The sequence below is a fragment of the Bradyrhizobium sp. USDA 336 genome (assembly GCF_044908355.1).
Lineage (GTDB): Bacteria > Pseudomonadota > Alphaproteobacteria > Rhizobiales > Xanthobacteraceae > Bradyrhizobium > Bradyrhizobium yuanmingense.
This window is the reverse complement of the sequence record NZ_JBIYDC010000002.1, coordinates 2,138,049-2,161,097: the sequence shown is the minus strand read 5'-3', so window position 1 is coordinate 2,161,097 and position 23,049 is coordinate 2,138,049. Positions and strand designations below refer to the sequence as shown.

Annotated in this window: 21 protein-coding genes; 9 read left to right on the top strand and 12 right to left on the bottom strand. The window is 65.4% G+C overall.

The window, feature by feature from the left end:
• Window positions 1–10 precede the first annotated feature (10 nt).
• From rsmA to lptF, 6 genes are all read right to left on the bottom strand, one after another.
• Window positions 11–868: a 16S rRNA (adenine(1518)-N(6)/adenine(1519)-N(6))-dimethyltransferase RsmA gene (gene rsmA / locus ABIA45_RS11130; RefSeq protein WP_271547010.1), complete on the bottom strand. Its 858-nt coding sequence runs from the start codon at window positions 866–868 to the stop codon at window positions 11–13.
• Entirely contained in the window at window positions 868–1,935 is a 1,068-nt protein-coding gene (gene pdxA, locus ABIA45_RS11125; RefSeq protein WP_404652039.1) for a 4-hydroxythreonine-4-phosphate dehydrogenase PdxA, read from the bottom strand. The genes rsmA and pdxA overlap by 1 nt, the downstream gene beginning before the upstream one ends.
• Window positions 1,935–2,870: a peptidylprolyl isomerase gene (locus ABIA45_RS11120; protein ID WP_404652037.1), complete on the bottom strand. Its 936-nt coding sequence runs from the start codon at window positions 2,868–2,870 to the stop codon at window positions 1,935–1,937. The genes pdxA and ABIA45_RS11120 overlap by 1 nt, the downstream gene beginning before the upstream one ends.
• A 62-nt stretch (window positions 2,871–2,932) precedes the next feature.
• Entirely contained in the window at window positions 2,933–5,422 is a 2,490-nt protein-coding gene (locus ABIA45_RS11115; RefSeq protein ID WP_404652035.1) for an LPS-assembly protein LptD, read from the bottom strand.
• Window positions 5,422–6,519 carry an LPS export ABC transporter permease LptG gene (lptG, locus tag ABIA45_RS11110; protein WP_036033998.1) on the bottom strand — a complete coding sequence of 366 codons (1,098 nt, stop codon included), beginning with the start codon at window positions 6,517–6,519 and terminating at the stop codon, window positions 5,422–5,424. Before lptG ends, ABIA45_RS11115 begins: the two co-directional genes overlap by 1 nt.
• Complete coding sequence (lptF, locus tag ABIA45_RS11105) at window positions 6,516–7,682, bottom strand: LPS export ABC transporter permease LptF (protein WP_157284597.1); 1,167 nt, start codon at window positions 7,680–7,682, stop codon at window positions 6,516–6,518. Before lptF ends, lptG begins: the two co-directional genes overlap by 4 nt.
• Window positions 7,683–8,018: 336 nt before the next feature.
• On the opposite strand from lptF, the gene ABIA45_RS11100 reads away from it, so the two are divergent.
• The 3 genes from ABIA45_RS11100 to ABIA45_RS11090 all read left to right on the top strand — a co-directional run bounded on the left by ABIA45_RS11100 (window position 8,019) and on the right by ABIA45_RS11090 (window position 10,615).
• Complete coding sequence (locus tag ABIA45_RS11100; RefSeq protein WP_404652034.1) at window positions 8,019–9,518, top strand: leucyl aminopeptidase; 1,500 nt, start codon at window positions 8,019–8,021, stop codon at window positions 9,516–9,518.
• A 6-nt stretch (window positions 9,519–9,524) separates the two neighbouring features.
• Window positions 9,525–9,977: a DNA polymerase III subunit chi gene (locus ABIA45_RS11095; RefSeq protein WP_157284599.1), complete on the top strand. Its 453-nt coding sequence runs from the start codon at window positions 9,525–9,527 to the stop codon at window positions 9,975–9,977.
• Window positions 9,978–10,135: 158 nt separating this feature from the next.
• Window positions 10,136–10,615 carry a hypothetical protein gene (locus ABIA45_RS11090; protein ID WP_271547271.1) on the top strand — a complete coding sequence of 160 codons (480 nt, stop codon included), beginning with the start codon at window positions 10,136–10,138 and terminating at the stop codon, window positions 10,613–10,615.
• A gap of 93 nt (window positions 10,616–10,708) precedes the next feature.
• Here ABIA45_RS11090 and ABIA45_RS11085 read toward each other — a convergent pair whose 3' ends face one another.
• Both ABIA45_RS11085 and ABIA45_RS11080 read right to left on the bottom strand, forming a co-directional pair.
• A complete protein-coding gene (locus ABIA45_RS11085) occupies window positions 10,709–11,182 on the bottom strand; it encodes a hypothetical protein (protein ID WP_271546999.1) in 474 nt (157 codons plus the stop codon).
• Window positions 11,183–11,205: 23 nt separating this feature from the next.
• A complete protein-coding gene (locus ABIA45_RS11080) occupies window positions 11,206–11,574 on the bottom strand; it encodes an antibiotic biosynthesis monooxygenase (protein ID WP_157284601.1) in 369 nt (122 codons plus the stop codon).
• Between the two features lie 97 nt (window positions 11,575–11,671).
• On the opposite strand from ABIA45_RS11080, the gene ABIA45_RS11075 reads away from it, so the two are divergent.
• The gene (locus tag ABIA45_RS11075; RefSeq protein WP_271546994.1) at window positions 11,672–12,142 is read left to right on the top strand and encodes a MarR family winged helix-turn-helix transcriptional regulator; all 471 of its coding nucleotides are present in this window, start codon (window positions 11,672–11,674) and stop codon (window positions 12,140–12,142) included.
• Between the two features lie 161 nt (window positions 12,143–12,303).
• Window positions 12,304–13,269 (top strand): tripartite tricarboxylate transporter substrate-binding protein, encoded by a 966-nt coding sequence (locus ABIA45_RS11070; protein ID WP_404652030.1) that lies wholly within the window; start codon window positions 12,304–12,306, stop codon window positions 13,267–13,269.
• 140 nt (window positions 13,270–13,409) lie between these two features.
• On the opposite strand, the gene ABIA45_RS11065 is transcribed toward ABIA45_RS11070, so the two are convergent.
• The 3 genes from ABIA45_RS11065 to ABIA45_RS11055 form a co-directional block, all read right to left on the bottom strand.
• Window positions 13,410–15,269, bottom strand: a complete 1,860-nt coding sequence (locus ABIA45_RS11065; protein WP_404652028.1) for an ABC-F family ATP-binding cassette domain-containing protein — start codon at window positions 15,267–15,269, stop codon at window positions 13,410–13,412.
• A gap of 46 nt (window positions 15,270–15,315) precedes the next feature.
• Window positions 15,316–15,489 (bottom strand): hypothetical protein, encoded by a 174-nt coding sequence (locus ABIA45_RS11060; protein WP_167361656.1) that lies wholly within the window; start codon window positions 15,487–15,489, stop codon window positions 15,316–15,318.
• A 215-nt stretch (window positions 15,490–15,704) separates the two neighbouring features.
• Window positions 15,705–15,986: a sulfur globule protein precursor gene (locus tag ABIA45_RS11055; protein WP_074447892.1), complete on the bottom strand. Its 282-nt coding sequence runs from the start codon at window positions 15,984–15,986 to the stop codon at window positions 15,705–15,707.
• A 304-nt stretch (window positions 15,987–16,290) separates the two neighbouring features.
• On the opposite strand from ABIA45_RS11055, the gene ndk reads away from it, so the two are divergent.
• The 4 genes from ndk (at window position 16,291) to ABIA45_RS11035 (ending at window position 21,539) form a co-directional block, all read left to right on the top strand.
• A complete protein-coding gene (ndk, locus tag ABIA45_RS11050; protein ID WP_036000620.1) occupies window positions 16,291–16,713 on the top strand; it encodes a nucleoside-diphosphate kinase in 423 nt (140 codons plus the stop codon).
• A 41-nt stretch (window positions 16,714–16,754) separates the two neighbouring features.
• A complete protein-coding gene (locus ABIA45_RS11045) occupies window positions 16,755–17,615 on the top strand; it encodes a TerC family protein (protein ID WP_275499374.1) in 861 nt (286 codons plus the stop codon).
• Between the two features lie 345 nt (window positions 17,616–17,960).
• Window positions 17,961–20,297 (top strand): TonB-dependent receptor, encoded by a 2,337-nt coding sequence (locus tag ABIA45_RS11040; protein WP_404652026.1) that lies wholly within the window; start codon window positions 17,961–17,963, stop codon window positions 20,295–20,297.
• A gap of 117 nt (window positions 20,298–20,414) precedes the next feature.
• A complete protein-coding gene (locus ABIA45_RS11035) occupies window positions 20,415–21,539 on the top strand; it encodes a PepSY-associated TM helix domain-containing protein (protein ID WP_404652024.1) in 1,125 nt (374 codons plus the stop codon).
• Between the two features lie 4 nt (window positions 21,540–21,543).
• Here ABIA45_RS11035 and ppx read toward each other — a convergent pair whose 3' ends face one another.
• Window positions 21,544–23,046 (bottom strand): exopolyphosphatase, encoded by a 1,503-nt coding sequence (ppx, locus tag ABIA45_RS11030; RefSeq protein ID WP_271546978.1) that lies wholly within the window; start codon window positions 23,044–23,046, stop codon window positions 21,544–21,546.
• Between the last annotated feature and the right edge of the window lie 3 nt (window positions 23,047–23,049).

The window sequence follows — 23,049 nt, the reverse complement described above, 5'->3', positions numbered from 1 at the left end:
GAATTCTTGGTTACTCGGTTTCGCTGCGTATATCCGCCAATTCACGCGCCATGGCAACAAAGCCGGAGATGGGAATGGTCTCGGCGCGCCGCGTCGCGTCGACGCCGGCCGCTTGTGCAAGCCGCGCGGGATCGACGCCGAGCGATTTCAGGCTTTGCCGCAGCATTTTCCGGCGCTGGCCGAAGGCGGCGGCGGCGACCTGCTCGAGCAGCCTGCGATCGCAGGCAAGCGGCTCTGCGCGCGGCTTGAGGCGCACGACGGAGGAGGTCACCTTCGGCGGCGGCACGAAGGCGGACGGCGCAATGTCGAACAGGATCTTGGTCTCGCAGCGCCAATTGGCGAGTACACCGAGCCGGCCATATGCCTCCTCGTCCTCGCGCGCGACGATGCGCTCGCCGACCTCGCGCTGGAACATCAGCACCATCATCTCGTACCAGGGCGGCCATGGCTCGGTAATGAGCCAGTTGATGAGAAGCTGGGTCGCAATGTTGTAGGGCAGATTGGCGACGATCTTGGCGCGCTCGCCCGCGAGCAGCGGGCGGGGATCGAAGGTCATGGCATCGCCATGCACGATCTCGAGTCTACCAGGGTAGCGCGCGGAAATATCCTGCAAGGCCGGGATCGCGCGCTCGTCGTGCTCGATGGCGATGACGCGCCTTGCGCCGAGCGCGAGCAGCGCCCGCGTCAGCCCGCCCGGGCCGGGGCCGATCTCGACGATGGTGGAATCCTCGAGCGGTGCCGCCGCACGCGCGATGCGCGCGGTGAGATTGAGGTCCAGCAGGAAGTTCTGGCCTAGCGATTTCCTGGCCGACAGCGCGTGCTGGCGAATGACCTCGCGCAGCGGCGGGAGGTCGTCGATCGCGCTCATCAGCTTGTCGCAGCCGCCATGCGGCTGGCGAGCCGCAGCGCGGCGATCAGGCTCGCCGGGTTGGCCTTGCCCGTGCCGGCGATGTCGAAGGCGGTGCCGTGATCGGGCGAGGTGCGGATGAAGGGCAGTCCGAGCGTGACGTTGACGGCGTCGTCGAAGGCGACGGTCTTGATCGGGATCAGCGCCTGGTCGTGATACATGCAGACCGCGCAATCAAAGGTCCGTCGGGCCGCCTCGTGGAACATGGTGTCGGCGGGTAGCGGCCCTTTGGCCTCGATGCCGTCGTTGCGCAGCACTTTCAGCGCCGGGGCAATGACCGTCTGCTCCTCGTGGCCGAGCGAGCCGTCCTCGCCGGCATGGGGATTGAGACCGGAGACCGCGATGCGCGGCGTTGCGATGCCGAAGCGGGACTTCAGCTCGGCGGCGACGATGCGGACGGTCGAGACGATCAGCTCGCTGGTGAGCTCGCCCAGCGCATCGCGCAGCGAGACGTGGATGGTCACGGGCACGACGGCGAGCTGGGGCGACCACAGCATCATCACCGGCTGCGGCACGCGGCCGTTCTCCGCGGCGAGCTCGGCGAGGAATTCGGTATGGCCGGGATGACGGAAGCCGGCGCGGTAGAGCACGCTCTTGGCGATCGGATTGGTGACGACGGCGCCGGCACGGCCCGCGCGCACGTCGATGACCGCCTGCCGGATCGAGGCGAGCGCGGCCGGCGCGCTGGATGAATCGGGCCTGCCGGGCTCGGCGGTGGCGCGCTCGCCGGTCGCGACCACGGGCAAGGCGTCCGTGAACGCGGAACCCGCTTCACTGGGGCTCACCGCGGCGATCCTGATATCGGCGCCGAGCGCCTTGGCGCGGCGCGCGATCAGGGCCTCGTCGCCGAGCAGATAGAAGGCGGGCAGGTTCAGCTCGCCCCGCCTGAGCCAGGCCGCGATCGTGATGTCGGGGCCGATGCCGGCGGGCTCTCCCAGGGTGAGGGCAAGAGGCTTGGCTGCAAGAGGCTTGGCTGCAAGAGGCTTGGCTGCGGACTCGGTTGAGGGCTCTGAGAAGGGCTTGGCCATCAGCGGTTGCGATATTCGATCATCGCCGCCTTGCGCAGCTCGTCGAGATAGGCCTTCTGCGTCTTCTCGTACTTCTCCTGATACATCTTCTCGCGGACCTCACGCTTCTTCGGCGTGTCGATCATGGTCGGCTTGCGCGAACACAGCACCACCATCTCGATGCCGTTCTTGGTCATCTCGGGCGCGGTCAGGCGGCCGATCGGGGTGTCGTCGAGCACCTTGCGCAGCGGCTCCGGCAGCTCCGCGGTGGTCTTGGTGACGGTGTCGCGGATGGTCGCGTTCGGGGTCGAGCGGAACAGCGAATTGGCCTCCTCGCAGCTCCCGACGCGGGCGCGATAGGACTCGGCTTCTTTCTTCCGGGTTTCCAGGAACGCCGCCGACGAGCCGCGCGGCACGATCAGCACGATCGGCTGCATCTTGTACTCGGTGCCCTCGACCTGGAGCTTTTCGCCGGTCTGCGCCTGCACGGCCTGCGCGACGTCGCGCTCGCCGACCAGCAGCTTCTCCTTGAAGCGGCCGCGCACGAGGCTGCCCCAGACCATCTCGGCCCTCATGCGGCTCTTCAGCGTCTCCGGGCGGACTCCCTTGGATTCGAGCGACTTGGTGAGCTGATCCGGCGTGATGCGCATGCGCTGCGCCATGCCGTCATAGGACTGGTTGATGTCGGAGACGCTGGGATCGACGCCGTATTTCTTGCCTTCCTTGATCTTGACCTTGTCGTCGATGAGCACGTTGATGACCTCCTGCCGGCTGGGGGTCTTCTGTGTCGACAGCTGGTCAAGCCTGGTGCGCTGCTCGATGTCGAAATCGGTGATGGGATCGCCGTTGACCATCACGGCGATGTTTTGCGCGCGCGACGGCGAGGGCAGGGCGGCGAACATCAGCCCGGCACCGATGGCGAGAAGGAGGCGGAAGACAGGCAATGGCGTCGTCATGATGTCGCTCGCATGTCGGCCGCGTCGAGATAGGGCAAACGCGGCCGGCACTTTCAAACCATTCACTGGAGGCCGGCGGAACCGCTGGAAGTCGACGAGTTCGCCAGCGTGCGCAGGCCGATTTGGAACATGAACGCATGGCTCAGCGTGGGCGGTGCGGTGCCCGCGGAATAGCTATACGAAGTTACGTAATTCGCCGCCAGCACGAAGCAATCGTCGACATAGCCGGCACCGAGCACATATTGGTTGATCTTGTTGGCCTCGAGGTCCCAGCGCGCCGAGCCCGACACCACCCAGTTGGTCGCGACCTTCAGCGAGCCCGTCGTCAGGATGCCCTCGCGGCGGGTCAGATAGCCCAGCTCCGGCTGCTCTGCGTAATTGCCGTACAGCACGCTGACTGACCAGCGATTGAAGTTGGCGCGGCCTTCCGCCTCGAAGCGCTGCACGTTCCAGGTCTGCTCGTCCATGCGGGAGCGGACGCTGAACGTGTAGGTGCTGTTCGGCGAGTAATTGGCGCTCGCAACGTAATCCGACCGCGGCTTGTCGAGGCCGGAATCGCGGCCGGTATTGATGGCATCCTGCACCGTGAAGGAGTTCAGGCCGAACAGGTGGTAGGACTGGCCGAACAGCACCTTGACGGCGCCGCCCCTGTCGAACTGCGTGGTTGACTGCACGCCGACATTGGCGCGGCCGCCGCCCTCGACGCGGTCGTAGCCGGAGAACTTGTCGACGCTGAACAGATTCGAGGCGTCGAACACCAGGCTCTGGGCGTCCTCGTTCGGCAGCCTGCCGGCGTAAGTCTCGTTCGGCCGGATGATGATCTGTGCGATCGGCTCGAGGGTGGTCGAGCCCCAGGGCTGAACGTTGATGAAGGGATAGCGGTACTCCAGGCCCACCGTCGGCATCAGGCGGAACGCCTCGGTGTCGCCGACGGGCAGGTAGTTCGACACGCCGGGCTGGTTGGAGACCGAGGACTTGATCGCGTCGGCGCGCAGGCTCGCGAACGGCGTCCAGATCTGGCCGAACGGATCGGTGAAGGACTTGCGCCACTGCGCTTCCGCGGTGAGGCGGGTGTAGGTGCCGGGGAAGCCGCGCAGCAGGCACTGCGAGGGCATCCGCGCCAGCGGATCGGCCGATGCCGTGGTGCACAGGCTGTTGGTGTTGGCGAGCGTCGTGATCGGGTCGAACACCGCATCGTCGCGCGACAGGTTCACGAAATTGGTCTTGTAGCTGACCTCGCCGCCGAAGACGGGATAGTTGAGCACGTTGGAATAGTCGATCACCGGGTAGACGATCGGCACCTGGCTCTGGTTGCCCGAATAGCTCAGCCAGTACATTGTGCGCGCATCGAAGAAGCTGCGGTTGCCGACGCCGGTCAGATAGAGCTGCGACAGCGCTTCCGTCGGCAGCAACAGGAACGAGCCGAGCGGGTCGCGGTACTGATAGAGCCGGTAGTCCGAGAAGAAGTAGTAGTCGGACATCAGCACGCCGTCCCAGCCCCAGACCCATTTGTCGTTGAGGGCGAACTGACCCTTGGTGTCGATGGCGCCGCGGAACTCGCGGTCGCCGGGCTGGCCGGCGAATGCTCCGGGATCGAGCTGGTAGATGCCGTAGGCACGGATCTGGTAGGCGCCGTCGATTAGGCGCTGGCGGAATTCGCCCTGCAGCAGCGCGCCTTGCCGCGACAAGAAGCGCGGGGTGATGGTTGCGTCCATGTCGGGCGCGATCGCCCAGTAATAGGGAACCTCGACGCCATAGCCCGTTCTGTCCGTGCCGGAAATATAGCCCGGCATCAGGAAGCCGGATTTACGCTTCACGGTCGGGTCGGGAGTCGAGAAATAGGGCATGTAGGCGAGCGGCACGCCGAAGAACTCGATCTGTGCCGTCTCGAAATACAGCATCTTCTCCTGCTGGTCGTGGATGATGCGGGCACCCTTGACCTGCCACAGCGGCGGCTTCTTCGGATCGTCCTTACACGGCGCGCAGGCTGTGTAGACGCCGTTCTCGAACACCGTGTAATTGCCGCTGGAGCGGTCGGCGCGGCTCGCGGCCATGCGGGTCTGGTCGGCGGTGTCGACGCGCAGCGAATCGACGAAACCGTCGCGGTAATCGTCGGAGAGATCCAGGATCTCGGCATAGGTGATCTTGCCGTCGGCATCCGTCATGCGGATGTTGCCTTCGGCATGCAGCCGCTTGGTCTTCTGGTCGTAGATGACCCGGTCGGCCTCGACGCTGGTGCCGTTGTAGAACAGCTGCACGTTACCGACCGCGGAGACGCGCGAATTGTTGTAGTCGTAGTCCACCTCGGTGGCCTGAACCAGCATCTGGTTGTCGTTGGGGGCCCTTGGCGGCTTCGGACGCGGCGGCAGAGGATTGTAGGTGAAGCTCTGGGCCTTCGCCGGCGCCACCGCGGCAGCGTCGATCAAGCCGCCGAGCGAGGCAGCCGCGACGACGGCAATCAGGAGCCTGCGGACGGACAAGCCGCGCCCGTTCGCGCGCACCCATGTGCGCCGCGTCAAACGAGACACGAGCCCTCGGCGGACGGCAGTCACTATCCGTCCTCCTGATAGAGCAAGGCCAAAAAGCCGGTGAGGCCGCCCACCACAACGGGCAACCACGCCGCAGCGATCGGATGCATCAACTCAGCCTTGCTCAAGTCCTCAGTTACTTTCGACAGAACGTAGAGCAGAAAGCCTGCCCCCACGCCACTCAAAACCATCTTCTGCACGCCGCCCATCCGGAAGAAGCGCAACGACACGGAGGCCGCGAGCATCACCATGGCTGCGAGCAAAAACGGCTGTGCCAGAAGCTTCTGATACTGGAGTCGGTATCCCGCTGTCGCGAAGCCCGAGCTTTCGGAGGAGCGGATGTAGCTCGGTAGTTGCCAAAAGGACACAGTCTCGGGGGTGGAAAAGCTGTTGCGGACCTGCGCCTCGGTCAGCGTGGTCGGAATCTCCAGGGTGGCCTGGTCGATCGGCGGTCCGTCCAGCGAGAAGCGGCGGACGCCCTTGAACAGCCAGCGGCCGGCATCCAGCGTCGCCTCGCGTGCCTCGACCCGCTCCTTGAAGTGCAGGTCCTGGTCGAACCGGAACAGCGTCAGCCCGGTGAGCCGGATGCCCTGCTGCTCGCTGCGCGCCGCATTGATGATGGTCTGCCCGTCGCTGGTCATCTGGTTGAGCCAGAAGCCCGAAGCGTCCTGGATGCCGCCGCCGGGTGCCGAGCCGAACAGCTCGGCTTCCATGCGCTTGGACAGCTCGCGCAAATTGGCCGACATCGGGTTGTAGGCGACGGTGGCGATCACCCCGATCAGAAGCGCGCTGCCGAGCGCGGGCGAGATGAACTGCCAGGCGGAGATGCCCGCGGCGCGCGCCACCACGAGCTCGAGCCGGCGGGAGAGGGCGAGATAGCAGGTCATGGCGCCGATCAGCATGCAGAACGGCGTCAGCTTCTCCAGGAGCTGCGGCACCCGGAACAGCGAGGTCTCGGCCACCATGATCGCGGAGGCTGATGCAAGGCCCGAGGTCTTGCGCACCATCTCGATGTAGTCGACCAGCACCAGCAGCAGGAAAATGCCGCCGAAGACGCCGAGCGCCGCGACCACGAAGCGGCCGGCGAAATAGCGCCCGAGTGTGTTGGTGAGCATGCTCATGCGGTGGCCGGACGTCCGAACAGCCGCGCGATCCGTGCGTTCGACCGGTTGATGGCCTCCATCAGGCCGGGAGGCGGCTCGACCACGACACCGCGGATGATCATCCACAGCCCGGCGCCGATGGCGCCGAAAACCATCGCATATTGCGCCAGCACCGGGCCCGGCGACTTCACCGCCATCACCGAGCAGGCGAAACCGGCCATGCGCAGGCCGAACACCGCCACGATCGAGGAGGCGATGGAGAAGTTGCGGCTCTGGCGAGTGGTGCGCGGCGCTCCGAGGAAGGCAAAGGTCAGCACCGCAAAGGCGAACGGATAGATCGGCGCGAGCAGGCTGTCATGCAAGGCCGCGCGGAACTGCCCCGGAATCTGCTTGTAGACGGGATCGTTGTCGGATGGCGAGAACAGCTCCCAGAGATAGCGCTCGCGGATGCCGAGGGTGACGTCGCGGCCCTTGGCGAATTTCGACATGTCGAAGCCGTAGCGGCCGAAGGCCACGAGCGCCGGATCGCGCTTGCCCGCCTCGAAGCGCTGGAGATTGCCGGTTTCCAGCACCAGGAACGAGCCGGTCTCGTTCTTCACGACCTCGCCGTGCTCGGCGACGATCGAGACGCGCTCGTTCGGATCGCGGCGGTCGTCGATGAAGATGCCGGCGAGGATGCCGCCCGGCTGGCGTTCGCGAATCCGGATCGTAAGGTTCTCGTCGAGCCGGGCGAAGCGGCCGGGCTGCAGGATGTTGGTGAGCACGTCCGCGGTGATCTCGGCATCCCACTGCTTGATGCGCCGCATCCCGTCCGGGGCGAGATAGGCCGCGATGAAGGCGACCAGCAGGGCCACCACGCAGGTGGCATAGAAGAACGGAACGAACAGCCGGATCGGCGAGAAGCCGGCGGCATTCATCACGATGATCTCGGAATCGGTCGCGAGCTTGTTCAGCGTGTGCGAGATCGCGATCATCAGCGCGATCGGCGAGATGATCAGGACCAGGGCCGGGATCACGAGGCTGGTGATGCCGAGGAAGGTGAGGATGGTCTGACCCTGGCTCGTCATCAGGTCGATGCCGCGCAACGCCTGCGTAATCCAGATCACGCCGGTGAGGCTGACCAGGACCAGCGCAAACGACGCCAGCGTCGTGCGGAAGATATACCTATCGATCGACCCCATGCGCTACCGCACGAATTCCCACCAAGCCCCAATTCCGATCGGAATTCCGGCTGCCCAACCAATCCCCGATCAGGGGATCCCCAAGGTTGGCCAACAGCTCTTCCGCCAGTTCATTCTCTCACTACCATCCCTTTGATCCGTCAACAAAATGGCTGCCCCATGGCACCCTCATCATATGGTTAATATTTCGCTGTTGTGGCGTGGGGGCCACGGCGGAGCTTGGCATCTGCCGGGCGGCTGGCCATAGTGGGGACGCCTCAGTGAATCGCCGTTCAGGTCCGGTTGTGGCTGGAACGCCCGAACGACGAAAAGCCCCATCTTTTGGAGGAGTTATCCATGTCCGATGCCATCAAGGTCGGCTTTGTCCCGCTGTCTGCCGCCCCTCGTGGCATCCTGGTCGTGTTCTGCGACGACGGCCTGAAGCTCGGTCCGGCGACGGTCAAGGCCCTCGGCGGCGCTGCCGAGATCGTGAAGCGCGCGGCGGCTGCGGCCGCCTTCAAGGGCAAGAGTGGTGCTGCGCTGGACATTCTGGCGCCGGAGGGGGTGAAGGCGACCCGGCTGATCGTGATCGGCGCCGGCAAGGCGACCGGCCTCAAGGCCAACGATTTCCTCAAGTTCGGCGGGGTGGCGGCCAGCAAGCTGCCCGCCGGCACCAGCGCCATGACCATCCTGGCGGAGCTGCCGGGTGGCGCCATGACGAGCGAGCAGGCGGTTGCGATCGCCTCGGGCCTGCGCTTACGCGCTTACAAGTTCGATCGCTACAAGACCAGGAAGAAGGACGGCGAGGAGGGCGGCGTGCGCGCCGACGTCTCGCTTGCGGTCGGCGATGCCGGTGCGGCGAAGAAAGCGTTCGCCGCCGCCGGCCATGTCGTCGACGGTGTGATCATCGCACGCGACTTCGTCAACGAGCCGCCGAACGTGCTTTTCCCGGAGGAGTTCGCCCGCAGAGCGGGTCAGCTCCGCAAGCTTGGCGTCAAGGTCGAGGTGCTCGACGTCAAGGCGATGCAGAAGCTCGGCATGGGCGCGCTGCTCGGTGTCGGCCAGGGTTCGGCGCGGCCGAGCCGCACGGTGATCATGCGCTGGGACGGGGGCAAGAAGGGCGAGGCCCCCGTCGCCTTCGTCGGCAAGGGCGTCTGCTTCGACACCGGCGGCATCTCGATCAAGCCGGCGGGCAGCATGGAGGACATGAAGGGCGACATGGGCGGTGCGGCCTGCGTCGTCGGCCTGATGCATGCGCTCGCGGCGCGTAAAGCGCGGGTCAACGCGGTCGGCGCCATCGGCCTCGTCGAAAACATGCCCGACGGCAACGCGCAGCGGCCGGGCGACATCGTCACCTCGATGTCCGGCCAGACCATCGAGATCATCAACACCGACGCCGAGGGCCGCCTCGTGCTCGCCGACGTGCTCTGGTACGTCGCCAAGAAGGTGAAGCCGAAATTCATGGTGGACCTTGCGACGCTGACCGGCGCCATCATGGTGGCGCTCGGCACCGAGCATGCCGGCATGTTCTCCAACAACGACGAACTGGCCGACCGGCTGCTCACGGCCGGCATCGAGAGCGGAGAGAAGGTCTGGCGCATGCCGCTCGGCCCGGAATACGACAAGCTCATCGATTCCCAGTTCGCCGACATGAAGAACACCGGCGGCCGCCATGGCGGCTCGATCACCGCCGCGCAGTTCCTGCAGCGCTTCGTCGACGGCGTGCCCTGGGCCCATCTCGACATCGCCGGCACCGCCATGGGCGCGCCGAAGACCGACATCAACCAGAGCTGGGGCAGCGGCTACGGCGTCCGCCTGCTGGACCGTCTGGTCGCCGACCATTACGAGCGCAAATGACCCGACATGACTGAAGTGCTGTTTTACCATCTGCAAAACATGACGGTGGAGAATGTGTTGCCGCCGCTTCTCGAGAAATCGCTCGAGCGCGGCTGGCGCGTCGTGGTGCAGTCGACCTCGGAGGAGCGCGCCGATGCGCTCGACTCGCATTTGTGGACCTATCGCGACGATTCATTCCTGCCGCACGCGACATGGCGGGTGAACGATGTGGCCGACCAGCCGATCGTGCTGGCGATCGAGGGCGGCAACCCGAATGGGGCCAATGTCCGCTTCCTGGTCGACAACGCCGCGCTGCCCGAGGACGCGCAGGGCTATGAGCGCATGGTGCTGCTGTTCAACGGCGACGATCCCGACGCGCTTGCGCTCGCCCGCGCGGCCTGGACGGATTGCAAGGCGCGGGGATTTGATGTCACCTATTGGCAGGCCGACGACCGCGGCCGGTGGCAGAAGCGCAATTAGCCGCAATTAATGATAATTTGCAGTTTTCGGGCGATGCTGGCTTCGGCCACCTTCATGCCGCAAAGGGATGTTGGGACAATCGCTTAGGGCTGGTCCTTCACGTGGGGAATTCGTTTATCGTGCGACATCAAAAGCTTCCCGGCTCGCTCTTGATTGCGTTGGCTGCCGTAGCACCGCTGGTCGCGGGCTGCGCGGGCGGGGCCGATTTGCTGTCGAAGGATGCCGAATGGTTCCAGAAACCCGGCCGCCTCTTCATCAAGAACATCTCGATCGAATCGCCGCCGCTGACCCCCGACAAGCCGGTGCGGGCTGAGGATCTCGTCAGCGCCGACGGCGCCTGTCCCGGCATGGCGCCGCCGCCCGGGCCGGCCGACGCCAACGCCTCGACGACGGCACCGATGGGCGGCACGGTCGCGCTCGGCCACACGGAGTGCGACGTGGTGCGCGGCATCGGCGCGCCCTCGACCGTCAACCTGTCCAACGACGCTGGCGGCCGCCGCGTCGCCGTCGTCACCTGGACCACTGGTCCGCGCGCCGGCATCTACACGTTCACCGCTGGACGTCTGTCCTCGATCGAAGGCAATCCGGACCCGCAGTCGGTGCCGAGGGCAGCCAAGCCGAAGAAGAAGCAGGCGTAGGCGGGGATCGCCTCCGCCGCGGTGAAACGGAAGAATCTTCGACCCGGGACATCAGCGGGGCGGACCCGATGCAAAGCCCCGTTGGCGGCGCCCTCAGAGAATCGGCTTGGTGCTGAAGCGGTCAGGCTGGCGAACGGGCAAACGGCCCTTCATCTTAAAGCCGTCGCGCATATTGAGACCGAGCAGAACGATGTTCGTTGCTCCGGCGGCCAGTTCGAGAGCCTGCACGGCGTAGAACGTGGTGTCGAACTCCGCGGCCTTCGCCTTGGAGGCAAGAAACAACGCGGCGGGAATCAGAATCAGGATGCCGTTGCCGGCAATGAACGGCATGCGTTCGATCTTCGCACCGATCAGCCCGGCGCGCCGCTGCTTTGCCAGGACGAATCCCGAGCCTCCCGTCGCCGCAAGCATCGGAATGAGCAGCAGGAAGCCCCACGGTATGGCGGTCTTCACCATGGCTATGGTCTCGTGCGATGCAAACAGCTCGGTGAGAGCCGTGGAAAACCAGAAGGTCGCAATGGTGATCAGTGCGACCGCTCCCGCGACTGGGTGGATGATCTTGGTCATGGGTCTGCCGTTTTCGAAGCGAGCTACGCGACGCAGATGCCTGATACCGCGACTTTCTGGAACAGGTGCGGGGAGGCGACCGCGGATGCAGGGTAAGCCGAGATCTTCGACCTGAACTCGGGGTGCGTGAACGCAGCCCGGAAGTCGGCAGTCGTCTGCCAAACTGCGTAGTTCAGATACGTGGGGCTTTCGCCGATCGCGCGGTGAAGCTGGGTGGAGATGAAGCCGGGCTGCCGTTTCATGAAGGCGGCATCGTCCTGCCAGACCTGGAGAAAGCTTTGTTCGTCGGCCTTGTCGAGCGTGAAGAGATTCACCAGCACCAAAGGGCCGGTGTCGATGCCGAGCTGACGCTCGATGGGAAAGTCAGGGTCCAGTGGGCGTAAGCTTGCCATGACGAACTCCGTCGAGATGGTTTTATGGTGTCAATATGGTATTATGGGAAATCTATTAGTTTGACATTATGATGTCAATATCTGTCTATGGTGACGGATGCGGAAATCCCTGCGAACGCCGGCCGGCGATGCTCTGACGAACCTCATGCTTGACTTGTTCCGGTTGAACAGCCTGCTCCTGACCGCAGGGGACCGCTTGGTGGCCCGGCTGGGGCTCACCAGCGCCCGCTGGCAAATTCTCGGCGCCATCGTGCAGGCGGAGCGACCGCAGCCGGTAGCCTGGCTCGCCCGCGATCTCGGCGGCAATCGCCAGAACGTGCAGCGGATTGTCAACGACCTCCACGCGGAAGGCCTCGTTGCCTTCGAGGCCAATCCGCATCACCGCCGCGCACAGCTCGTCGTCCTCACCGACAAGGGACGGCGCGCTTTCGACGCCGCCATGGCTTTGCAGATGCCGTGGGTCAACAGCCTTTCCGAAGGGCTTGCGGTCAAGGATCTGCAAACGGTTCATCGCATCGTCGCGGCACTCCGCAACAAGCTCGAGAGCGAAGCCGAGCCGCAGACGTAGCGCTTGGGCGAACGGCAAGGTCGCGCGGTCACACCGGATGCAGTGTGGTCGGCATCGGTGCACCTTCGACAGCTGCAATGTTCCTGACGACGTTGCTTTCGTGATGGTCGCGCGCCCCGGAATGCGCTTTGATGGCGCAAACAACAATCCGGAGGAAACCAATGCGATTCATTGCCCTCGTATCGGCTCTGCTCTTGTCGTCTGGCGCGGCATTCGCGCAGGACTATCCGACCAGGCCCATCACCATCCTGGTTCCATTCGCCGCGGGCGGGCCGACGGACACCATCGCCCGCCTGACGGCCGCAGGCATGGCGAAATCCCTGGGCCAGCAGGTCATCGTCGAGAACGCGACCGGCGCCGGCGGCACCATCGGCACGACCCGCGCTGCGCGCGCCCAGCCGGACGGCTACACGCTGCTGATCCATCACGTCGGCATCTCGACCGCGGCGACGCTCTACCGCAACCTCAGCTACGACACCAAAACGGCCTTTGCGCCGATCGGGCTCGTGACCAACGCGCCGATGACCATCATTGCGCGGCCCGATTTCCCGGCCAACACGCTCAAGGAGCTCGTCGCCTACGCCCAGCAGCAGGGCGACAAGCTGACCTACGCCAACGCCGGCCTGGGTGCGGCCTCGCATCTGTGCGGCATGCTGTTCATGACCGCGATCCAGAAGCAGCTCACCACGGTGCCCTACAAGGGCAACGGCCCGATCATGAACGACCTGCTCGGCAAGCAGATCGATCTCACCTGCGACCAGGCGACGAACACGACCGGGCCGATCACGGCCAAGCAGGTCAAGGCCTACGCGATCACAACCAAGGAGCGGCTGAAGAGCCTGCCCGATCTGCCGACGGCCGACGAGGCCGGCCTCAAAGGCTTCGAGCTCGGTGTCTGGCACGGCATCTATGCGCCCAAGGGCACGCCGCCGGCGGTCGTTCAGAAGCTCACCGCGGCGCTGCAGACCGCGCTCAAGGATCCCGCGCTGATCGCCCGGTTCAACGACATCAACACCGAGCCGGTCCCGCAGGACAAGGCGACGCCGGAGGCGTTGGGCGCGATGCTGACCAGCGAAATCGACCGCTGGGCGCCGATCATCAAGGCCGCCGGGCAATACGCGGACTGAGTTGTGGCGTCCCGCCAGGTCTGCCGGCCGAGCGCGTAAAAGAGCTGCTTCTTCAAAGGCTCACGCGCCGGTGCCATCATGCCGGTACTGTGCATGGGTTGTTTTGCGCGGTTGGTCGGAGCGGCTTCGCGGTGGAGGCGTTAGCCCGCGGCCTCGTCGAACTGCGTGCTCGCCTCGAGCCATTGCTCCTCGGCGCGCGCCAGCGCGTCGGCGGCATTGGCGCGCGCCTTGGACAGCTGCGCCGCCTGCTTGGGATCGCGCGTGAAAATGTCGGGCAGGGCCAGCGCCGTGTCGATCTTGGCGATGATCTCGCTGACGCGGGCGATCTCGGACTCGGCTTCCGCGATGCGCTTCTTCAGCGAGCCGCGATTGTCCGCTCTTGGGCGCTGAGGCTTCTCAGGCGGCGCATTGCGCTCGCGCGGGGCCTCCGCGTTGCGCGTGGACAGCACCAGGCGGCGATACTCGTCGAGATCGCCGTCGTAATTGGTCACGGTGCGATCGGCGACGATCCAGAGCCTATCGGCGCAGGCCTCGATCAGGTAGCGGTCGTGCGAGACCATGATCACCGCGCCGGGAAACTCGTTGATCGCTTCCGCCAGCGCGCCGCGGCTGTCGATGTCGAGATGGTTGGTCGGCTCGTCCAGGATGATCATATTGGGGCCGAAGAAGGTCGCAAGGCCCAGCAGCAGCCGCGCCTTCTCGCCGCCTGACAATTTGCCGGCCTTGGTGTCGGCCGCCTTGCCGGAGAAGCCGATCGCGCCGGCGCGGGCGCGCACCTTGGCTTCGGGCGCATCGCCCATCAGCTTGCGGACGTGGTCGTAGGCGGAGGCGTCCTCGTTGAGCTCATCGAGCTGATGCTGCGCGAAATAGGCGATCGACAGCTTGTCCGCGCGCGTCACCTTGCCCGAGAACGGCGCGAGCCGTCCGGCGAGCAGTTTTACAAGCGTCGACTTGCCGTTGCCGTTGGCGCCCAGCAGCGCGATGCGGTCGTCGTTATCGATGCGCAAGGTGACGCGATTGAGCACGGGGCTCGCCGGGTCGTAGCCGACCGAGGCGTTGTCGACGGCGATGATCGGCGGCGACAAGATCTTCTCCGGTGCCGGGAAGCTGATCTCGCGCACGTCCTCGGTGACCAGCGCCGTGATCGGCTTCAGCCGCTCCAGCATCTTGACGCGCGACTGTGCCTGCCGGGCTTTCGATGCCTTGGCCTTGAAGCGATCGACGAAGGACTGCAGGCGGGCGCGTTCGGCCTCCTGGCGCTTGACCGCCTTGGCGTCGAGCAGCTCGCGCGCGGCGCGCTGCTCCTCGAAGGAGGAGTAGCTGCCCTTGTAGAGCGTGAGCTTGCCGCGCTCCAGGTGCAGGATCTGGTCGACCGAGCTTTCCAGGAGATCGCGGTCGTGGCTGATCACGATCACCGTGCGCGGATAATGCGCAAGGTGATCCTCCAGCCACAGCGTGCCTTCGAGGTCGAGATAGTTGGTGGGCTCGTCGAGCAGCAGAAGGTCGGGCGCCGCGAACAGCGTTGCGGCGAGCGCGACGCGCATGCGCCAGCCGCCGGAAAACTCGGCGCAGGGGCGGAGCTGATCGGCGGCGGAGAAGCCGAGGCCGGAGAGGATCGCGGCCGCGCGGCTTGGCGCCGAGTGGGCGTCGATGTCGACGAGGCGGGTCTGTATCTCGGCGATGCGGTGCGGATCGGTCGCGTGTTCGGCCTCGGCCAGCAGCGCATCGCGTTCGAGGTCGGCCTTGAGCACGACGGAGATCAGGCTTTCGGGACCGTTCGGCGCTTCCTGCGCCAGGCTGCCGATGCGCCAGCGCGGCGGCAGGGACACCGAGCCGTGCTCGGCCGCAAGCTCGCCGCGGATCACCTTGAACAGCGTCGACTTGCCGGTGCCGTTGCGTCCGACCAGGCCGACGCGCGATCCGGGCGTGATCTGCACGGAACTCTGGTCGATCAAAAGGCGTCCGGCGAGGCGGATGGAGAGGTCGGTGATGGCGAGCATGCGGCCTTGTCACCGCAAGGCGCGGCGAACGCAACTCGTTTTTGCGTTAGTGCGTCTCCCGCTCGCGCCGCTGCAGCTCGTTCAGGAGCTGCTCGAGATGGGTCGGAAGGCGCGGCTCGGGCCGGAGGCTCTGCTGCAGCCGTTCGCCCACGGCATCGCAAATCGAGCGGCTGGTGCGCCGGTCGATCTGTTCGCTGTCATTGGCAAAAAGCCCAGCCATCGCAATGTTCCGTGTTTCTCGAAGTAAGGACACGGTACCAAGTCATTGCCGGCGAAATGGTTTCGCTGGCTGTGGGGAAAGCCGGGTATTCTCGTAAAAATTGTATGAGCGGCGCCTTGTACGCTCAAGGCAAAGCCCCGGCGAGGGGGGCTCCGGGGCTTCTCTTGGAAGGTACCTTGGGGGGCTTAGGTAGCCTTCGGAAGGTGCTGACGGGCTCAGTAGCAGCGGTTGATCAGCCGCCAGCGGGGTCCCCAGGGGGTCGGGACCAGCCGGCGCACATAGCAGCCGCCATAACCGTAGGAGACGGGACCGCCAGCGTAGAAGCGCGGTCCGCCCCAGCCATGGCCGTGGTGATGGCCGTGGTGATGGTGCGCGTGCCCGTGGTGCCGGCCACCGCCATGCCCGCCACCTTGCCAATGCGCGGAGGCCGAGGTCGGCGCCAGCGCAGCTCCCAGCGCGACCGCGGCGACAGCGGCAAGCGAAAGTTTCCTCAACATGGTTATCTCCTGAAGACTGCCAGCGCGGGGCTATCGCGCCGATGGAAAGGCCGCCGAAACGGTCCGCCTGAGGTCAGGCTTCGGTTTCGATGGGCCCAACCTTACGCCGGGGAAGCTGAACCGGATCCTGACGGCGGTTTCAGATTGGGTTCATCTGGGTGAAATTGTTGTCATCCAGCGGATCGGAGCCATCCCCTCGCGGAAACCGCCTATGAGGCCGTTCCGCGGTCGCTTGCCGTCCGGCAAAGGCGCCGATATAAGCCCCGCAACCCCGAACCCCCGCTTTCTCCCCAAGGACAAGATCATGGCCATCGAACGCACTTTCTCGATCATCAAGCCCGACGCGACCGAGCGTAATCTGACCGGCGCAGTCAACGCCGTGATCGAGAAGGCGGGCCTGCGCATCGTCGCGCAGAAGCGCATCCGCATGACCAAGGAGCAGGCCGAGACCTTCTATGCCGTCCACAAGGCGCGCCCCTTCTTCGGCGAGCTCGTCGAGTTCATGACCTCCGGCCCGGTCGTGGTTCAGGTCCTGGAAGGCGAGGGCGCGATCGCCAAGTACCGCGAGGTGATGGGCGCGACCGATCCGTCCAAGGCCGCCGAGGGCACCGTGCGCAAGCTCTACGCCAAGTCGATCGGCGAGAACTCGGTGCACGGTTCGGATGCGCCGGAGACCGCCGCGATCGAGATCGCGCAGTTCTTCTCGGGTAACGAGATCGTCGGCTGATCCAGTCGGGAGACTAGAGGCGACGGGCGAAGGGACTCATTGTGGACTGGCTCTGGCAGATCTTCGATCCCGCTACGATCGGGACCTTCTTTACCCAGTTCCGCAACGAGATGGCCGCACCGACCTTCTGGATCGCGGTCGGCAAGATCATCTGGATCAACATCCTGCTCTCCGGCGACAACGCGCTGGTGATTGCACTCGCGTGCCGCGGTCTGTCGCCGCGGCATCGGCTCTGGGGCATGATCTTCGGCGCCGGCGCAGCGGTGATGCTCCGGATCATCTTCACTGGCGTCGTCGCTACCCTGATGGAGCTGCCGTACCTCAAGCTGGTCGGCGGCGTTGCGCTGATCGTGATCGCGGCAAAGCTCCTGGTGCCGGAGAACGAGGACGAGAACGACGTCGACGCTGCCGCGCATCTGTGGCACGCCATCCAGATCGTCGTGGTGGCCGACATCGTCATGAGTCTCGATAACGTCATTGCGGTCGCTGCCGCGGCCAATGGCAGCGTGCCGCTGCTGATCCTCGGCCTTACCATCAGCGTGCCGCTGATCGTCGCCGGCGCCGCGCTGATAATGGCACTGCTCACAAAGCTCCCGGTGCTGGTCTGGGCCGGTGCGGCGCTGCTCGGCTGGATCGCGGGCGAGGTGATGGCGACCGATCCCGGGGTCACGCCGCGGCTGCACGCGCTGTTCGAGGGGCCGTTCGGCGCCTCGCTGGACGGCGTGCTCGGCGCCCTTCGCATTCCCCCGCAATTCGGCCATGGCGGGGCCGGCGGCGAGTATTTCTGTGCTGTGGTCGGAGTCGTCGTCGTGCTGGTGGTCGGCACCATCTGGCGCCGGCGCAGTGTCACCGCGGCCGCCCTCGAATCCTCCGAACGGCACGCCAAGGCCTCCGCGGAGTGACGTTGAAGCGCTGATCGGTGCGGCCGCCCCTCCAGCGATGAGAGGCGTCCACATCACTGGGGCGCTTCCCGCGTTGGCAGGACGCGAGCGATCACCGGCCACGGGTTCGACCGAATCCTCCCATCATTGCATTCGTATGACCCGCGCGCATCACGCTTCGCGAGAGCTCGCGTCGCGCGCGCGTGCGCGCGGGCGTTGCGTGGAGAGTCGTCGTTCGCAACCCTCACGCGATTTAGACCTTGTCTTATTATAAACTACTGAGATTTAAGGGTGCTTTCGTTGACTCGACGAGGGTTCCCACGGCACCTCGCCCCGACGTTCATGTTCATGAAATCGGAAGGTGCGATGTCGTCGAAAGTGTATTGTCGTCCTGTTGCCGTTCTTGCCCCTCGCATCAAGACGCTTCTGACGTGCGCCAGCCCGAGAGCCTTCGCGGTTTCCGTGGTCTCCATTGCCTTGTGTAGCGACGGCGTCCTGCACGGCAGCAGCGCGCAGAGCGCCGCGCCCCAGGCCGCGGGGGGAAGCACGTTGCCGGCGGTGACCGTCACCGCAGATGCGCCGAAGCCGCGCGCGCGTCCACGAGCCAATCCAGTCAGGAGGGCGGGCCGCGGCGCGCCTGCGAACGAGCGGGCCAAATTGCAGGCGGAAGCGACCCCGACCGCTGCGAGGCCCGGTGCACTGCCGCGGACCTACGCCGGCGGGCAGGTGGCACGTGGAGGCCAGGTCGGCTTGCTTGGCAACAAGGATTTCATGGATACGCCGTTCAACATCACGAGCTTCACGGCGAAGAAGATCGAAGATCAACAGGCGGTCACCGTCGCCGATGTCGTCAGCAACGATCCCTCGGTCCGTTTCACCGGCCAGACCGGCGGCATTCTCGATTCCTTCTTCATCCGCGGCTTTCCGATCGGGGAAGGCAATGTCGGGGAAATCGCCTTCCACGGCGTCTATGGCGTTGCACCGAACTACCGCGTGTTCACCGATTACGTCGAGCGCATCGAGATCATCAAAGGCCCGACCGCGCTGCTCTACGGCATGGCGCCGAACAGCAGCGTCGGCGGCACCATCAACATCGTTCCGAAGCGTGCCGGGGATGTCGATCTCACGCGGGTCACGACCGACTACGCGTCAAACACCCAGCTCGGCACACATCTCGACGTGAGCCGGCGGTTCGGCGAAAACCGCGAATTCGGCATTCGCGTCAATGGCAGCTATCACAACGGCGATACGCCGTTGGACAATCAGTCCCGCGAGGCGCATGTCGGCTCCGCAGCGTTCGATTATCGCGGCGAGAAGTTCAGGGCCTCGCTCGATTTCATCGATCAGGAGGAAAAGTTCGACGCGCCGACGAGACCGTTCCTGGTCGCAACCGGCGTGGCCGTTCCGACCGCGCCGGTCGGACGGCGCAATGTCACCCAGGCCTGGGAGTTCGCCAAGGTTCACGACAATTCGCTTCTGGCGCGCGCCGAATACGACGTGACTGACGCCGTGACGGTGTTTGCAGATGTCGGAGGCGGCAGGACCCAGGTCGACCGTCTGTTCGGGACGCCAACGATCCTGAATGCGGCTGGAAACACCACGTCGACACCGGGACGGTTCAAGTTCGACATCGACAGGAACGTGGCCGACGTCGGCGTGCGGGCCCGGATCGAGACTGGCGCGATCAGTCATGCCGTGAGCTTGCAGGGGAGCTACTATGGGGATGAGATCTCGCGGGGCTCGGTGAACGGCACGGCGGTGTCGTCCAACATCTATGCGCCGATCGCGCGTCCCCAGCAGTTCGTTGCGGCTCCCGCGACCGTGCCGCGGCTGTCGGACACCGAGCTGACCGGCATTGCGCTGGCCGACACCATGTCGGTTCTCCAGGAGCGGCTTCAGCTGACGGTCGGCGTCAGGCAACAGGGCGTCAGGTCGAACAACTACAACACCACCACGGGCGCCGTGAGTTCGGCCTATGACCAGACGGCGTTCACACCGATGGTCGGCCTGGTCGTCAAGCCCTGGAGCAACGTTTCGCTCTACGCCAACTATATCGAAGGGCTCAGCAAGGGCGACACCGCGCCGACGACGGCGGCAAATCAGGGCGAGGTCCTTGCGCCGTATTTGAGCAAGCAGAAGGAAGCAGGCGTCAAGGTCGATTTCGGCGCGCTCGCGACCACGATCAACCTGTTCGAGATCACCAAGCCGTCGGGGCAGACGGGTGCCGGCAACGTCTTCCGGGCTGATCAGGAGCAGCGCAATCGCGGCGTGGAATTCACCGTGTTTGGAGAAGTGCAGCCCGGCATTCGCGTTCTTGGCGGCGTGACATTGATCGACGCGGAGCTGACGAAGACGAGCACGCTGGCCAATTTCGGCAAGACGCCGATTGGAGTGCCCGAGGTGCAGGCCAATCTGTCTGCCGAATGGGATACCCCGTTCGCACCAGGGCTGACATTGGTCGCCAACACCATCTATACCGGGCACCAATATCTGAATGGGGCCAACACGCAGGTCGTCCCGGCCTGGACGCGGCTCGATCTTGGCGCGCGCTACAACACGCGCATCAACAACCGGCCCGTCACGGTTCGCGCTCTGGTCCAGAACGTGTTCGATACCAATTACTGGGCGGGCGTGGCGAGCTTCTCTGCGCTAGCGCAAGGCTCGCCCCGAACCCTGCTCTTGTCGATGTCGACCGACTTCTGAGCTTTGGCCTCCTCGGGCCGGCTGCGGAGCTGGATCAGGCGCGGACGACGGGTGCTCTGAATGGACCAAACAATCAGGGCGCCACGTCGAGGCGGCTCGGCGCCCGCCCGATCCAGTATGTTGCCCGGACGCGTGCAGCACGCGCTGCTGTGGGCGCACCGTTGGTTCGGATTGATCGGCGGCATCGTCGTGGTGCTGATCGGCCTGACTGGAAGCTTCATCGTCTTCTACCGGGAGATCGATGTCGCCCTGAATCCGGCGCTCTATGCGCCCGCCGGTCCGGAGCAGAGCGTCACGTTAGCGGAGGTGATGCACGCCGCCGCTGCAGCGGATCCGGCGCCGATCGCGACGATCCTGGCACCGGATCGGATCTGGCCGGTCTGGATCGTGATCCATTCGCATGAGACCGCGCCAGGCAGCTACCCGAACCGGTGGACCACCATGGTCGATCCTTCGAACGGCAAGGTGCTCGGACGGCGTGACTACGCCAACGCATTCGCACTCAAGGTTTACCGTCTCCATTTTACGCTGCTGCTCTATGAGTTCTGGGGCAAGGAACTGGTCGGCGTGGCCGGGTTCGTGCTGCTCGGCTTGGCGGTCTCGGGTCTCTTCCTTTGGTGGCCGAAGCCGGGGCGGTTTTGGCGATCGATCTCGGTGCGCAAGAACGTCTCGCTGCTCCGATTTGTTCTGGACCTTCACGGTGCGGCAGGCTTTTGGGCGCTGTCCGTGCTCTTGTTGATCTCGATCACCGGCGTCGGCATCGTTTTTCCCGACCTGGTGCGGCCCATCGTCGGCCTCGTGTCGCAGCCGACGCCTGATCGCTCGCCGCGAGTCGAAATCCCGCCTCCGGCAGGGACGCCGGTGCTCTCACCTGACGCGATCATGCGACGCGCACAAGAGGTCCAGCCCGGTGCGACGGTCGCCATGCTCCATCCGCCGACCGCAACGCGCAACACCTGGCGGGTGCAATTCCGTCCTGATGGAGCTGATCCCGCCGTGCGGTCGCGTGGAGCGATCTGGCTCGATCCGTGGAGCGGCGCTGTGGTGCACGACCGCACGCCGGGCACCATGTCGATGGCGGACCGCTATCTGGCCGAGCAGCTCTGGCTCCACAATGGCGCGACGTTCGGATTCGCAGGACGCCTGCTGGTGTTCGCGGCCGGCTTCGCACCGCTCGTCCTCTTCGTCAGCGGCGCGATGATGTGGCTCAACAGACGGCCCGGGAAGATGAGGCCCGGCTGAGAGGTCAGCGCCTGACGATTGAACCGGCGCGGCCAACCAGGCGGGCGAGCTGACGGAAGCGGCTGCCGACGCGGTCGGCGACGAGGTCGCCGAGCCGGTGCTCGAACACCAGCATCAATTTGCGGCCCTGGCTGCGGAAATGCGTGGCTGGCAGGACGCCGGGACGTGCGGCCGAGATCAGATGCGCGACGCGGAACGCGGCGCCCAGGAGGCGCGCGCGTTCGAGCTGGGCCGGCGTCAGCAGCTCCTGCATGGTGACCGGCGGCTGGTTTTCCTCGCTGAGGCCGGCATAGCGATAGAACACCGACAGGCCGACGAAGGCGCGTTCGGTGTGGGTGATCGCGCCGAAATTGCCGTTGACGACGAGGCTGAGCGTCTGCTCGCCGCGATGATCGGGATGCACGCGCCAGCCGATGTCGGAGAGCAGGCACGCGGTGTGGCGGAGGCGGCGGTCCACTTCCGTCTCGCGCAGCTTGACGACGCGCACCAGGCGGTCGGTCCAGGCGATCAGCTCACGCGCGTGCCTGGCCGAACGCGACAGCAGCTGGTTCAGCTCCTCCGCCGCGCAGATCAGCCCGTCCTTGTTGCGTTCGGTCTCGGGCAGCTTCTCGTGCAGCAGGCCCTCGCGCACGCCGAAGGTGGAGAACACGATGTTCTTTGGCTTCGCGACGCGGATGATGTGCTCGAGCACCAGCGCCGCATAGGTGAGGAGAGGGCGCCGCGCATCGGCGACGATCTCGATGTCGGCAAGCATGTCGGCGGCGGCGAGGCGCCGCAGGCGGCGCGAGAAGTCGAGCGCCTCGGCAGCCGGAATGGAATAGCCGTGCATCACCTGGAGCGGATAGCCGCTCTGGATGATGTGGATGCGCGCGAGCGCGCGCCAGGTGCCGCCGACGGCATAGAAGGTGCGACCGCGGCCAGCAGTGAGTAACTGGACTCCGTCGATCTCCTCGCGCACGATGCGGTCGGCGCGCTTGAGCGATTTGTGGGCGAGGTCCTGCAGTGCGAGGCCGCCGAGCGGCAGCGTCACGCCGCTGCGTACGGCGTTCCTGCGCACGTCGATCAGCTCGAGCGAGCCGCCGCCGAGGTCGCCGACGATGCCGTCTGGATGGTGGATGCCGGAGATCACGCCGAGCGCGGACAGTCGTGCTTCGCGCGAGCCCGACAGGATCTCGATCTTCACCGCGCAGATCCGCTCGGCCCTGGCGATGAAATCGGAGCCGTTGGAGGCGTCGCGGCATGCGGCGGTCGCGATCGCGAACACGCGTCCGACCTTCATCACCCGGCACAGCGCACGAAACCGTTTCAGCGAGGTCAGCGCCTTGTCGATGGCGTCGGGCGCGAGCAGGCCTGTGCTCTGCACCTCGCGCCCGAGGCCGCACAACGTCTTCTCGTTGAAGATCGGGATCAGGCTGCGCGCCAGCGCCTCGTAGACGACGAGGCGGACCGAGTTGGAGCCTATGTCGATAACCGCGACGCTCGAGCCGCGCTTGCGCGGCCGCTTCACGTC

Bases quoted from the DNA above. Each gene is read 5' to 3' on its own strand.
- ABIA45_RS11035 (WP_404652024.1), top strand. From the start codon at position 20,415: ATGTTGCCCGGACGCGTGCAGCACGCGCTGCTGTGGGCGCACCGTTGG.
- rsmA (WP_271547010.1), bottom strand. From the start codon at position 868: ATGAGCGCGATCGACGACCTCCCGCCGCTGCGCGAGGTCATTCGCCAG.
- ABIA45_RS11080 (WP_157284601.1), bottom strand. From the start codon at position 11,574: ATGGCAAGCTTACGCCCACTGGACCCTGACTTTCCCATCGAGCGTCAG.
- pdxA (WP_404652039.1), bottom strand. From the start codon at position 1,935: ATGGCCAAGCCCTTCTCAGAGCCCTCAACCGAGTCCGCAGCCAAGCCT.
- ABIA45_RS11070 (WP_404652030.1), top strand. From the start codon at position 12,304: ATGCGATTCATTGCCCTCGTATCGGCTCTGCTCTTGTCGTCTGGCGCG.
- ABIA45_RS11075 (WP_271546994.1), top strand. From the start codon at position 11,672: ATGCGGAAATCCCTGCGAACGCCGGCCGGCGATGCTCTGACGAACCTC.
- ABIA45_RS11085 (WP_271546999.1), bottom strand. From the start codon at position 11,182: ATGACCAAGATCATCCACCCAGTCGCGGGAGCGGTCGCACTGATCACC.
- ABIA45_RS11095 (WP_157284599.1), top strand. From the start codon at position 9,525: ATGACTGAAGTGCTGTTTTACCATCTGCAAAACATGACGGTGGAGAAT.
- ABIA45_RS11055 (WP_074447892.1), bottom strand. From the start codon at position 15,986: ATGTTGAGGAAACTTTCGCTTGCCGCTGTCGCCGCGGTCGCGCTGGGA.
- ndk (WP_036000620.1), top strand. From the start codon at position 16,291: ATGGCCATCGAACGCACTTTCTCGATCATCAAGCCCGACGCGACCGAG.
- ABIA45_RS11100 (WP_404652034.1), top strand. From the start codon at position 8,019: ATGTCCGATGCCATCAAGGTCGGCTTTGTCCCGCTGTCTGCCGCCCCT.
- lptG (WP_036033998.1), bottom strand. From the start codon at position 6,519: ATGAGCATGCTCACCAACACACTCGGGCGCTATTTCGCCGGCCGCTTC.
- ABIA45_RS11120 (WP_404652037.1), bottom strand. From the start codon at position 2,870: ATGACGACGCCATTGCCTGTCTTCCGCCTCCTTCTCGCCATCGGTGCC.
- ABIA45_RS11040 (WP_404652026.1), top strand. From the start codon at position 17,961: ATGTCGTCGAAAGTGTATTGTCGTCCTGTTGCCGTTCTTGCCCCTCGC.
- lptF (WP_157284597.1), bottom strand. From the start codon at position 7,682: ATGGGGTCGATCGATAGGTATATCTTCCGCACGACGCTGGCGTCGTTT.
- ABIA45_RS11065 (WP_404652028.1), bottom strand. From the start codon at position 15,269: ATGCTCGCCATCACCGACCTCTCCATCCGCCTCGCCGGACGCCTTTTG.
- ABIA45_RS11060 (WP_167361656.1), bottom strand. From the start codon at position 15,489: ATGGCTGGGCTTTTTGCCAATGACAGCGAACAGATCGACCGGCGCACC.